The organism is Peribacillus sp. SIMBA_075, from assembly GCF_046534585.1.
Genome location: NZ_JAWRYN010000024.1, coordinates 14,571 through 27,670, shown reverse-complemented (window position 1 = coordinate 27,670; position 13,100 = coordinate 14,571). Strand labels below are relative to the sequence as shown.

Genomic DNA, 13,100 nt, shown 5'->3' with positions numbered 1-13,100 from the left:
CAGATGAAGAAAAAGTGGCAATTGTGGATCGGTGGTAAATGGCGGGAAGCTAAATCGTATGAGCCGTTATTTAATCCCCATTCAAATGAAGAAATTGCACAAATCGGACAGGCTGAGCCTGCGGATGCCATTGAAGCAATAGTTGAGGCAAATGCCGCTTTTCAGAAATACCGATCCTTCCCGGCGCATGCTCGAGCCGAAATTTTAATGAAAGCTGCAGCAATCATGGAAGAACGCAGTGAAGAACTTGCGAAAATCATTTCTCTAGAGGCGGCGAAAACGATTCGAAATGCTCGTGAGGAAATGAATCGTACGGTTCAGACCTATCGTTTTGCTGCAGAAGCGGCAAAGAACAATTATGGGGAACAAATTCCGATGGATGCAGCAGTGGGTGGGGTAAACCGTTTTGGCTTTACAATTCATACCCCTATTGGCGTCGTAACGGCGATCACCCCATTTAACTTTCCATTTAATCTTGTCGCCCATAAAGTTGGTCCAGCTATTGCGGCTGGTAATTCGATCGTGTTAAAACCTGCCGAACAAACCCCTTTGAGTGCACTGGTTCTTGCCGATATCTTTCAAGAAGCAGGGCTGCCGGAGGGAGTTTTGAACATCATTCCGGGTAAGGGAGATGTTTTAAGTGAAGCGTTGACGACCCATCCACATGTAAAAAAAGTGACTTTCACAGGCAGTGTAGAGGTCGGACACCTTATCCAGCAGCAGGCAGGCTTCCGCAAGCTTACCCTTGAACTCGGATCCAATTCGCCTTTCATCATTGATGAAGGAGTTGACATCGATAAAATTATTCAACGAAGTGTGATGGGTTCATTTACGAATAATGGGCAGGTGTGTATCTCGATCCAAAGAATTTATGTCCACAAATCACTGTACCAACAATTTTTAGATCGATTCGTCAGTGCAACAAAACAGCTTGTCATCGGTTCCCCCTTGGAGGAAAATACAAATATTACAGCGGTCATTTCAAAAAAAGAATTGGAACGGTTACAAAGTTGGATAGACGAGGCAGTACAGGAAGGAGCAAAAATCGAGTGCGGCGGTACAGTGGAAGGCAATGTACTAGTGCCTACCGTCTTAACCAATGTAAATCGTGATTCAAAGGTATTTCGTTTCGAAGTATTTGGTCCAATCGTCTGTATTTTCCCATTCGAAACGCTGGATGATGCCATCAAGGATGCAAACGATTCACGTTACGGATTGAACTCAGGAGTGATGACACCAAGTATAGAACGTGCTTTCTATGCGGCAGAACGCTTGGAAACAGGTGGAGTCGTCATCAATGATATCCCAACTTATCGGATTGATAATATGCCTTATGGCGGCTGGAAGGACAGCGGTGTTGGTCGAGAAGGCGTCAAATATGCGATGAATGAGATGATGGAACAGAAGTTTATTAGCTTTAAAATAAGAGACGAATGATAGCAAGACCCTTTAGTGCTTGTTTGTATCGGCACGAATCGCTCGACCGGAATTCAAGCGGGCATTTGTTGGTACAACTTGATAAGTCAACTTTCTCCATTTTCACTGTATGGAACCTAAGAAAATTCAATTTAGCTATAGTTTAAAATGAACTCCCTTATTTAGAAAACATAGGTCATTAAGTGGAAAATGGTTAAGAATGGCATAACAAAACCACCTTTCAGATGAATACTTGATTAAGGTGGTTTTGTATGCTTGATTATAGGAAATTCCTTGTCTTGACATGACTTTAAAGAGTAACGACTTTTTTCAATAATTGATGGTTTTACTAGCATGGTTTTAGCTAGTATTTTAGGTGTTGGCGTACCCTTTTCCGAAATACCTGTGTTTCTCTACCAGGTGAAATTACAACTATCCAAATGTAATTAAACAACACTTGTCAGAACCTTTACTTGCAGAACTAACCCTACATGTGGAGCACCCAACTTTGTTATTGGTGAAGATAAGTAAGCAAATTCGTGTAGCTTTTTAAGATTATTACCCAAAATCTAAAGACCACCACTTCCTTGTGAAAACTTCAATTTAAATATTCTAGCGAGGTCTTTACCTAAATATATTATAATTTGTTTAATTTAATACCCATTAATATGCTCGCGGTGAAATGGTTCAAATAGGTTAAATTTGTAAATGAAATTTTTATTATTCACATTGGGATTCTCAAAAAATACTGCCATTTGCAGCCATTATTTATCTATCATTTGCCCTTGGATAAACTAACCTTCGCAGAAAAGGACTTATGAGATCCATGGTGAATAGACCGTAATCAATGACAACCATTTCATTATTCTCATTAAATCCGACATTATCTAAACGCAAATCTATTGGAATGATACCGTACCTCAGGAATTTCAATTCCAACTTGATCAGTTTCGTATATTCCCTGATTGACACTTTCGTGTCCACCTTCTTCATGATAATCCAGCCCAGCCCATACTCTTTAACCGGACATAGATACTTTTTGACTTCCTTATTACAGTTATTATATATATAGGCCTCATTTGCATTGCTTATTAAGCCTACTTCTGATAATGCAATTTTTAATATATAGCCATTATTTAAATCATAGACAACTCGGTTTAAACCATACCCAATCATTTTATACTTGAATTTTAGCGTTTTACTAGCAGTAGACACTATTTGTCTTGCGGTTTTATAAAATTGGTATGTCCACATTTGAGATACCCAAGACTCAATGGCTTTTATCTCTTGCTGGGACAGTAGTTTTCTTTTATTCGGCTGATGTATCCTTTCCTTACCATTGTTAATTGGCCACATTCCATATGCGTCTCCTTTTTTTAAAAATTTGTGACTAGTGAGATGGATTTCCAGATAGATGAAAAAACAAGTACATAGAAGAATCAATAATAAACAAAGGCTGTTTTTTACCAGGTAGTGAGTGGTTGATTTCCCATCCAGATGCTCGCTTGCCGCGGGGCGGGCGGTGAGAACGCCTGTGGGGTCTCACCTGTCCCGCTGCTCCCGCAGGAGTCTCGCACTTCGCTCTAATCAACCTTAAATAGTTTCGTTTTAAAAACAACAATCTTTACGAAAAGAGCCTAAACAAAAGATTTAGTTCTGGCTGTTTATATTGGAAACTAAAGCAAAAATTAAATCCAGGTAGTAAAGACCTTTCTATTTGTTCGTTCCTAAGCCATTTTCATCATCCATTGATCCATTACCTAGCATGTCCTCAGTTTCTTAGGATTTTCCCTTGTAATATGATATGACTTTAATATAAAATCGCTTGTACTATAGCTGAGAAATCTCGCGAAAACACACCAAAGGATGGTGATGGAGAGATCAAGGCAGAAAGACCATGGTACCCCAGGTGAATTGCCAAGGCTTTTTTCTTTTTTCCCACCAGATTATGTTGTGCGAGACCATCTTGTCGTCAGATGCCCTGGAATCCGGATTCCTCCAAAAAAAACGCCTAAAATCGCTGACGGCACAAGAAGAATAGTTCCTGATCGGCAAGTTTACGCATAGATTAATAAAGCCGTTGCTCATGAAGACTGTTGCTTCCGCTAAGAGGATGGCCCGTTATGTCCCCTACATATCTCAAAAAGCCCCTTGTTGGTTTTTCTCTCCTTTTTACATTGTTTTCGCTTTTGATAAAAAGATATAACGCCCCAGTAGTCTAATTAAAGAACAATGCTTTAATAAAAAGAGAAATAATTATATTGCAACATGAATGCAGTTAATTTTTTATGCAAACTCAAACTGTGTCGATTTTCGGCAACAAGATGGGTACTCTTCCTTCATTTGCGAAAAAAAGGTATATTATAGTTTATGGCATCGATAGTTTAAGGAGTGATGAAATATTCGTAAAAGATGGACCATTTCAATAATTGCTGGATTATTGCTTATTTTTTCAAGTGTTATAGCCTTCAATTATTTCGGCAGCGATAATAAGACCGAAAAACGGAAAAATGCAGAAGCCAAGGAGTCCAAAATTCCTGAGGTACAGGAATATGGCGGGACCCATCTTGAAAGAGTCGGCGATAAGGTCCGCCAAAAAGATTGGGGAACACTCACATTACTAGAAACGAAGTCTATAAATGAGTCATTTGAATTGGCTCCAATGGCCATCACAATCAAGGATATCCGCATGATTCAATTTTCTTCACTCACAGATGAAGTAAAGGAGGAGCTCAAATCCTATACGGGATTGAGTTTTGAAGAAGCCTATTCGATATACTATAAAGAGAATTTAACCATGGAGGAAATCGATCAGCAGTCTGCCTGGTCTAAAACGGATATCGGCAAAGAGGTAACTTATTTTGAAATAACTTATTCTGTGGAAAATAAAGGTCCCAAGGAACTGCAGTTCTTCAGCATGGAACATGTTACTTTCAATGATGACCTTACATATAATGTGCCTTCTAAAAATTTCATCCACTCCGGGGATACTTTTATGGGGACAAAAAAAGTAAGTCGATTAGATTACCAACCAGGAGAAACAAGAAAAGGCACAATTGGCTTATTAATCGATTCCGAAGAAAAAATCGACGGGCTCAAGTCCTTTTCATTCACTACCGACGATATAGCAGATGGTGAGTCTCACGAATTATTGGTGGATGGGACTTCATTTGATGTTCACCTATAAGGAAAGTAGTTTTATCGAGAGAACACGAATACTTGCAGCGGGATTGGGGGACGAATCATATTGGAGAAAGCAATAATTATCGGAGGAAGCATCGCAGGGAAACAGCTGCCAAGCCCTATTACTTTTCGAGAATTAATCATCTTGGAAGCAGGTGAAAGATGGACGGAAAAGCCGCTAGGCAAAAGAGTGCCATAAAGCTACCATTCTCATGTTTTATTAAAAGGAGAGAAGCAGCAATTGAGGAATTGTTTCCACACTTCTTTGATCGATTAATAGCGCCCCCCTCCACCTTTTTCACCCTAAAGTAAGGTTTGCTATTTTGACCAATCAGAAGAAAAAGAGTAAGAAGTCGACATCCTATGAAAAGCTAATCTACAAATATCGTGATCTCTTTCAATCATTAAATGCAAGCAATCGGGCGCTTTAAAGAGCGTCTTTTTGGGTTATGGTGCCTTTACAGCAACAACAGCAATTTCCACTATATCGGGAAGTGATAAGAGGGCGTATTTTCTTCATTAAGATTCCAATACGAGGCGGCGGTGAGTTATTTAAAAATTACATTCCTTATGATATTTATAACTGTACTAACAAGGATTGAGCTTGTTCATTTCGACAGCAGTAAAGCCTAGTTTTGAATATTAAGATGGAGGTGACGCGTTATAGATCAAAATGATCAAGTAAATAAAGAGATGACCAACTCATTTAGAATTTTTCATCACTGTTAGCTTCCTTCTACTTTATGATTCCCGTTAATACACACACAGCCCTCGTTCCTGTGCTTTGGTTACTTTTCTAAAAATCGTTGGATACTTTTTATACATTGATATTCCTGCATTTTTTGAACCACGTTTTCCTGTATCTTTCCATCATCCATTTTCACTTTATCAATCACCACATTCATAATTCAACATATAATACAACAAAGGAAAACCGGGGGTATCAACATGCAAGACAATCAACATGGATTGCAAATGAATGAGGTTGAAAAGTTTGATGAATGGGTAAAAAAGTTTTTTCTGGATCCGGAAACTTGTGCGTTGGATCATCAACTTTTTTCAATTGATATATACGAAAGTGACGATGAGTATATGGTGGAAGCGGTTTTGGAAAATCATGATGTGAAAGATATTAAAGTTTGTTTACGTGATAATGAGCTATCGATCATCGTTGATGATTCTCATAAGCCATTACTTGAAAAAAAAGCGGATACAATACCCACACAGAGAAAAATCCCTTTCCCCTTTTCGATTTGCTCACGAAGAATTACCGCTGAATTCTCAAATCCAATATTGGTGATTCGCATCCATAAGTTTTCCCCCGGAAAAACAGCTGATGATATTAACATAGAGTAGTTCATTCCTAAAAATTAAAAAGAATGGCATGGGAGCCACTTTCACTCCTTAGCCATTCTTTTTTTCTTGATTTATCCAGCAAAATAGAAGGACGTACGACTCCCTTTTTGTGTCGAGATGACTTGGAGCTGGGCATCTATTCTTTCTTTTAATTCTGGAACATGAGAAATTATCCCGACTAATCTCCCGGTGCTTTGTATATCCATTAATGCTTCAATCGCATGATCAAGAGATTCAGGGTCGAGGGTACCGAAACCTTCATCGATGAACATCGTTTCGAGTGAGATCCCGCCTGCATTCTGCTGGACGACATCCGCAAGACCCAAAGCAAGTGCAAGGGATGCCTTAAAGCTCTCTCCTCCCGAAAGGGTTTTGACATGCCTCTCTTGTCCTGTATATTGATCATACACAGATAACTCCAGACCGCTCTGGATATTCCTTCGTGTAGGATCAAGCTTTCGCAATAACTGATATCTTCCGCTTGTCATTTTCAGCAGCCTTGAATTGGCTTCTTTTAAGATATCATCTAAAAAGGCTGCCAGTACATAACGTTCAAAAGTTATTTTGAAGGAGTTTTGACCTTTGGAAATCTCAGACAGATGACCGACGATACTGTACCTTTCATCCAGATTTTTCTGATCTTCCCTGATATGCGCCAATTTCCTTTCGATTTCTTCATTAGTCCTTTTTTCGGCATGTAATTCATTCTGATTTTGGCGTAGCGACTCCAATTCTGCATCTATGAAATCAAATGTCTTTTTCAATCCTTCAAGGTCCGGTTTGACTACATCTTTTAACTTCATTTCCAAATCATGAAACAGACTTAAAACACTTTGCCAATTTTGATTATACTGCAGCACTTGGTCCTCTAAACTCCCAAGAGCCGCTTCCGACTTTTTGGCTGCTGTATATTCTTTATAATTGGAAAAGCCTTGATTGGTCATATCCGTAATTAACTTTTCCCGTTCCTCTTTCAATTCTTGATTTAATGCCTCTATATTTCCACTTAGGGATTCTTTTTTTGCATTGATTGCCGATTCTTTTTCTTTCACCATTTGAAGGTTTTTTTGTGCATTTTCCAAGGCCGATTGTAAGCGTTTCTGCGTATTTACAGCCATTAGATAAGCTACATTATATTCTTCCTCTGTCCGTATTCCGTCTGGCAGGGAATCGGTTAATCCTGTCAGTTTTGTCGAGTTTTCAATATACCTGGTTTTCCCTTGGTCCTCTTTTCTCTCTAAAGAAATCAGATTTTCCTTTAGCTCGGATGCTTTCTCTTTTAAATCCAGCAACCTTTTTTCCAGATCATTTAATACTGACTTTTTCCGCATCAATTCTTTTAGCTGTTCTTGCAGCACTTTTCCTTTTTGTACAAACTGCAGCAAATGCTCATTAATATCTTCATTCCTAAACTCCGGCATGTCATTTTGTAAGTCACTTAGCTTCTCTTGTGAAGACTCCAACAATGCGTCATATTTGGATTTCGCCTGATAATATTCACTTTCGGCTTGGCTTTTTTGTTGTTCCGCCGTTTTCAGCTTGTTTTCTTGCTCTTTCATCTCCAAATCCGTCGGCATATGCTCATGCATCTGTGCTGGTTTTGGATGACTTTGTGAACCGCACACAGGACAATTTTCTCCAGAGTGCAGCATGGAAGCAAGCATACCCGCTTGGCCTGATCGCCAGTTTCGGTTCAGGGTTTCCAGTTTTTCCTTCTCCTGAATGTGTATTCTTTGTAACTCCTGGAACCGATTATTCTTTTCATCCAGCACTCGTTTCGTATTCTGGATTTCATAAAGAACTTCTTGAAGCTTTTTAATTTTCGATAAAGCTGAATGATTTCTTTCTGCTTCAATTTCCTGATCACGATAAAGAACAGCCGCTTTTTCCGCTTCTGTTTTTTCTTGAGCGACTTTCTCAGCTTCCACTTCGACCGACAGATGTTCCGAAACAGTTTTTTCACGAAGTCGTTTACAAGTTTGCCACTCTTTTTCATCTAAGGTAACCTGTGCTTTTAAGCTTGCAAAAGTCATGACAGCCTCTTTTACCTGCTCAAGCTGATGAACAGCTCGGACTGCCTGCTCTCTTTCATTTTCCTTCAACATTTCCTTATCATAGCAATCCTGCTTCTCAATGCGCTCAGTTCGTAACTTCTCGGACTGCTCGCTTAACTTTTGAAGTTCGGCATTCGCATCTTGCACTTGTTTGCCAATTCGCAAATAGTATTGTTCCTGCTTTTCAAGTGATGCCGCTTTGTGTGCCATTTTCATTTGGACTTTCACTAGTTCCATTTCTGGCAGCTTTTCTTCAAGGGCCTCTTTTTCTTTTCGAAGTTTTTCTTTTTCCGAAAATCGATTTAATAAATCGACAGCTTTTGAAAGTTCTTGATTTACTTGATCACGAGCTTTTTGCTTTTCCTGTATTTGTTTATTTACATCCTCATTTTTTTCTGCCGCTGCCAAAATGACTTCCTGTAACAGTGGTAAGATCAGCTGTTCGTTAGGCACCTCCGCTTCCAATTGTGCCTGCAATTCTACATGATTACCAGGCTGGATGCCTTTCATTAATTCAATTCTCCTCTGAGCGCTTTTTTCACTTTGCTTTCTAAGGATGGTAGCCTCTTCTTTTAATTTTTCTTCGATTCGTTTATAAAGTTCAGTATGAAATAATTTTTGGAGAATCTGTTCTTTATCTTTGCTGTCGGAAGTTAACAGTTTTCGGAATTCATTTTGTGGAATCATCAGGATTTGCCGGAATTGATTGGCATCAAGTCCAATGAGTAATTTGATTTTTTCCTCAACCTCACGCACATTCGCACCAAGCAATTTTTTTCCTTCAGCCAATATCTCATATAATTCAGCCTTTGCTCCAACCGTTGTCGTTCCTTCTCCTGCTTTTTTCTTTCGTTCCTGCTGCGGTGACCGGGTCACCCAATACGTTTTCCCACGCAGGGTAAATTGCAGCGAGACTTCCGTCATCACATCATCTTCAGCAAACTGACTCCGTAAATCTTGCCCGCTTCGGTCTTCACCACTGGCTTTTCCATAAATCGCAAAACTGATCCCATCAAATATCGTTGTTTTCCCTGCGCCTGTCTTTCCAGAGATGACAAACATGGTCCGTTCTCCAAGGGAATTAAAATCGATGGTTTCCCTCCCTGCATATGGTCCGAATGCCTGCATCGTTAAAATATGGGGTCTCATTTCAAAGCCTCCTCTTTCTTCACGGCTTCAATTACCGAAACCATCAAATCTTGCTTTTGAGAATCAAAGTCCCGATCTGTCATTTCTTGATAAAACGTTTCGAACAAGTCCAATTCTGATTTCCGTTCATCTTTTACAGAAGAGAAGGATTTTTTTCTTCTAAGGTCGGTCAAATCCCATTTTCGTTCCAGATGAAGTACATTCGGGTAAATCTGGCGCAAACGATTAATCGGATCGATGAGTGACCCCTCGTCATTTAATGTTATTTTCAAGTAGTCATCCTTTTTTTGCAATTGATAAAAAGCGGAATCTAGTAACTCTTCCATCGTTCCGGATATTTCCCTCATATCCAGCTTGGGCGCCAAAGATCGATAGCGTATATCGAAGCTACCATCTTCTTGCATATCGACAATGGAAAGCGACTTATTTTGCTTGGCCTCAGAAAAAGAGTATTTTAATAGTGATCCAGAGTAAAACACCTTTGGATGACGTATCGCGTCAGGACTATGTAAATGTCCAAGTGCCGTATAATCGAACGCATCGAATAAGTCTGATGAAACACATCCGGAACCACCTACTGACAAAACTCGCTCTGAATCGCTCGTTTTTCCGCCTAATACAAAAGCATGTCCTACGAAGACATTCGGTTCATCCTTATTGAAAGTCTCTGCAATCATTCCGGTTATCCGCTTCATCGCTTCTTGATGGGAATGGATACTTTCATCTTCAAAAAGATGGCGAACCGTTCCAGGTTCTGCATATGGAACACAATAAAAATTCACTCCCTTAATGCGAACCGGCTCAAATGTTTTTGTCAATTTCCCATGAATGTATAACTGACTATGACGATACCATGATGAACCAAATGCAAGCCTTTCCGCAGAATCATGGTTTCCCGATATTGCAACGATTGGTGTATTCATTTTCACATTAATCGTATAAAGGATTTCATCAAGAAGCTCCACAGCTTCAGTCGGCGGAACCGAACGATCATAAAGGTCACCGGCAATCACAACCGCATCAGGTTTTTCTTCTTCAACAATTTCTATGAATTGCAAAAGGGCATGCCTTTGGTCATCTGTCATATGTACCCCGTGTACGATTTTCCCTAAATGCCAATCAGCCGTATGGATAAATTTCATAGTTTCACTCCGTCCTCACTTTTACTTACTATTATTATATCAAAAATTTAAAGAATAGCATGGCTTGGGTACAAACGTTCTAATTATTACCACACTGTCCCATTCTTTTCAATTATTCAGAATAAAAAAAGGCAAACTCAAAAGAGTCTGCCCTTTTCATCATTAGCTGAATAAGTGTTCATATGGACCCATATTCACTTTTCTTTCAGCTAATTTTTTTTGTAAAAATTTATGGTCACGTTTTGGTGTGGCAATGATATAGCCGCGTATCACTAGATCTTCCGTAATATCGCCCACTTTTTCCTTTAACGCCAACTCTCCGATTTTCCCCGCAATTTTATGGCGTGCAACATCACGAAAAAGTTCCGGTACAGGGCTCACTAAATCTTCGAGTAATTCCTTTTGTTGATTTGACCATAAGTGCTTTGTTTGGTCCAAATAGTATTCTTCCCAATCCATATCGGATTTCCCGTCTTCTTTGGGGAATCTTTTCAGGAACTTTCGAAACATGAAAAAGCCACCTATGCTCATCAAAATAATTAAAAGGGCTACCCAAAATAGAATAAACCATAAAAACCATCCACTAAGCAAAGTACCACCTCATATGTATAGAATGATCGTCACTATTATTATAGACAGTAACCCATATCTTTACAAGACTGGCAATGTAATCATTCCGGATCGTTCACTTCCAGCAAGACCAGTGAAAAATCCCCTACGGCATTTTCTTCATATAGATTCGTGACCGAAGTCGCATAGTTAAAGATCTCTGCTCGAAATTCCTCGTTTGACTGAGGAATCTTTAAATCAAATACCATTTGATAAAGCAGTGTTGTAATATCATGATATTCACTATTTGTAACCTTGAAATTAAAACTGACTTTTCTGATTTCTCTTCCTTCAGAATCCTTTACATTTTCAGTAAGAAAATCAGTAACATGCAGTGGAACATCATTTAAAATGACCTCATCTACCATTTTATCAACATCTCCTTTAAATGTGGTTAAAGCCATGTTATCACTAGGGTTCTTCCTGCGCCAATGATTCAGCCTCGAAAAGCTCAAAAAACCTGAGTCATTATGATATCGACTCAGGTTTCCTGGATTATCCCTTTGATCCTATTTTACATGTATCACACCATATTACTTCCACTTAAACTGGCAGCTTTGACTTTTTTGTATTGATATAGCATGGCAATTCTCCATGGAACGATCATAGCAAATGCAAGTAAGAAAAACATACCACTCAAGACGCCGACTTCAATCGTGCTTCCCAGCATCAGTTTCGCCACCAGCCGTATCACCATGAGACCAATCAATATGAATATAAACGCTTTAGAGCGCAGGATATAAATTTTTTCATCTCTAACTTCGAATTTGGATGTTTTAATTAATAGGATGGAAAACAACATCCCTGCAACAAGAGCCTCCAATAATTCATATCGAGTGACCCGGAACATTGGAAAAATAAACATCAAAGCACCCGTACTCATAAACACCGGCGGTAAGATGATTTTCTTTTCGTTCACTGGTTTTTTCGTTTCCTTCATCCGTAACATGAAAACACCCATAGCCATCACAATCGCTATACCTGTTGATATATATATCATCAAACCATCCCTTTTAATTAAAAATAGGTAAGTACCATTAAAAATTATATATGACTTCAATGAATAAACAAAGTATATATTACCTATTTGAGATAAACAAGGAGCGTGTTTTTAATTTAGCGACCTATTGATGGCATTTAATACCCTGCTCTCGACAAAAGGCTTGACGATAAAAATCTTTCGCCCAAGCTACAACAACCATTTTTCTGCTGACCCATCGAGCATATAATTATATCCTTTGCAGCCCAAATTTTCTTCTTAATTTCTTCATGATTGGCATGGTAATATCCATCGTCACCAGTTCGAATCAAATTTCGAACAGCACAATAAAACCTAATCAAGGAAACTCCCATTAGAATAATTTTGAAAAAATAACTTATTATGGACTAAAACCCCGTAAAGCCACCGAATAGTCTAGACAGGACTGCTATTATTTTGGTCATCCAATTAAAAAACAAAATCACACCCATTACAATCATTAAATATCCGCCAATCTTCATGATGTATTGGCTGTACTTTTTGATCCATTTCAATTTTCCGACAAAGAAGGATAATATGAAAAACGGGATGGCAAAGCCTAATATATAGGCAGTCATATAACTCATGGCAGCGCTAGAGTTAGTCGCACCCAAAGAGATGACAGCACCCAATAGTGGGCCAGCACAAGGCGTCCATCCAGCCGCAAAAGCAAGTCCGATAAGAATCGAACCTATATATCCGCCAGGTCGGTTTTTAAATTCAAAACGACTATCCTTCATCAAAGATTTCGGCTGAAAGATTCCTACAATGAATAATCCAAAAATAATAATCAGGATCGCACCAATCTGACGAATCAGTTCTTTGTATTCCGAGAAAAAAGAACCTAAAAAGGTCGTACTAAAACCAATTGCAATAAAAACTAGAGAAAATCCAAGAAGGAAGAATAGAGTATGCAGCATACTTCTACTTTGGAGCATGGCGTTCTCGGATTTGATTTCACCAACACTCATACCAGTGATATAAGATAAAAAGGCTGGATAGAGCGGTAAGCAGCATGGCGAAATAAAACTCAAGAAGCCCGCCCCAAAAGCTAAAAACATATTAATATCATTCAAATGAGCTCACTCCTATGTATGTCAACCTATAAACATTGTAACAAATAAGATAAAAAAATACATTTATGGAACTGTGAATATTTAATGACAACTAAAT

Annotated in this window: 11 protein-coding genes and 1 pseudogene; 5 read left to right on the top strand and 7 right to left on the bottom strand. The window is 38.9% G+C overall.

Annotated elements, in window-relative coordinates:
• Window positions 1–3: 3 nt before the first annotated feature.
• Both SB775_RS17015 and SB775_RS17010 read left to right on the top strand, forming a co-directional pair.
• Window positions 4–1,437: an aldehyde dehydrogenase family protein gene (locus tag SB775_RS17015; protein WP_089363251.1), complete on the top strand. Its 1,434-nt coding sequence runs from the start codon at window positions 4–6 to the stop codon at window positions 1,435–1,437.
• 312 nt (window positions 1,438–1,749) lie between these two features.
• The gene (locus SB775_RS17010) at window positions 1,750–1,866 is read left to right on the top strand and encodes a DUF554 family protein (protein WP_410862424.1); all 117 of its coding nucleotides are present in this window, start codon (window positions 1,750–1,752) and stop codon (window positions 1,864–1,866) included.
• A 318-nt stretch (window positions 1,867–2,184) separates the two neighbouring features.
• Here SB775_RS17010 and SB775_RS17005 read toward each other — a convergent pair whose 3' ends face one another.
• The gene (locus SB775_RS17005) at window positions 2,185–2,772 is read right to left on the bottom strand and encodes a hypothetical protein (RefSeq protein WP_410862374.1); all 588 of its coding nucleotides are present in this window, start codon (window positions 2,770–2,772) and stop codon (window positions 2,185–2,187) included.
• 1,084 nt (window positions 2,773–3,856) lie between these two features.
• Between SB775_RS17005 and SB775_RS17000 the strand changes: the two genes are divergently transcribed.
• The 3 genes and pseudogenes from SB775_RS17000 to SB775_RS16990 all read left to right on the top strand — a co-directional run bounded on the left by SB775_RS17000 (window position 3,857) and on the right by SB775_RS16990 (window position 5,955).
• On the top strand, window positions 3,857–4,603 hold the full coding sequence (locus tag SB775_RS17000; protein ID WP_410862372.1) for a hypothetical protein: 747 nt from the start codon (window positions 3,857–3,859) through the stop codon (window positions 4,601–4,603).
• Window positions 4,604–4,660: 57 nt separating this feature from the next.
• Window positions 4,661–4,878 (top strand): annotated as a pseudogene (locus SB775_RS16995) (glutamate synthase); the annotation flags it as partial.
• A 669-nt stretch (window positions 4,879–5,547) separates the two neighbouring features.
• Entirely contained in the window at window positions 5,548–5,955 is a 408-nt protein-coding gene (locus SB775_RS16990) for an Hsp20/alpha crystallin family protein (RefSeq protein ID WP_410862370.1), read from the top strand.
• 71 nt (window positions 5,956–6,026) lie between these two features.
• Here SB775_RS16990 and SB775_RS16985 read toward each other — a convergent pair whose 3' ends face one another.
• The 6 genes from SB775_RS16985 to SB775_RS16960 form a co-directional block, all read right to left on the bottom strand.
• The gene (locus tag SB775_RS16985) at window positions 6,027–9,158 is read right to left on the bottom strand and encodes an AAA family ATPase (RefSeq protein ID WP_410862368.1); all 3,132 of its coding nucleotides are present in this window, start codon (window positions 9,156–9,158) and stop codon (window positions 6,027–6,029) included.
• Window positions 9,155–10,300 carry an exonuclease SbcCD subunit D gene (locus SB775_RS16980; protein WP_089363246.1) on the bottom strand — a complete coding sequence of 382 codons (1,146 nt, stop codon included), beginning with the start codon at window positions 10,298–10,300 and terminating at the stop codon, window positions 9,155–9,157. The genes SB775_RS16985 and SB775_RS16980 overlap by 4 nt, the downstream gene beginning before the upstream one ends.
• Before the next feature lie 162 nt (window positions 10,301–10,462).
• Entirely contained in the window at window positions 10,463–10,891 is a 429-nt protein-coding gene (locus SB775_RS16975; RefSeq protein ID WP_410862366.1) for a DUF2621 domain-containing protein, read from the bottom strand.
• An 80-nt stretch (window positions 10,892–10,971) separates the two neighbouring features.
• Window positions 10,972–11,277 (bottom strand): DUF3219 family protein, encoded by a 306-nt coding sequence (locus tag SB775_RS16970; RefSeq protein ID WP_061462734.1) that lies wholly within the window; start codon window positions 11,275–11,277, stop codon window positions 10,972–10,974.
• A 155-nt stretch (window positions 11,278–11,432) separates the two neighbouring features.
• Window positions 11,433–11,909 carry a CcdC family protein gene (locus SB775_RS16965; protein ID WP_089363244.1) on the bottom strand — a complete coding sequence of 159 codons (477 nt, stop codon included), beginning with the start codon at window positions 11,907–11,909 and terminating at the stop codon, window positions 11,433–11,435.
• 386 nt (window positions 11,910–12,295) lie between these two features.
• Window positions 12,296–13,003: a cytochrome c biogenesis protein CcdA gene (locus tag SB775_RS16960; protein WP_089363243.1), complete on the bottom strand. Its 708-nt coding sequence runs from the start codon at window positions 13,001–13,003 to the stop codon at window positions 12,296–12,298.
• Window positions 13,004–13,100: the final 97 nt, after the last annotated feature.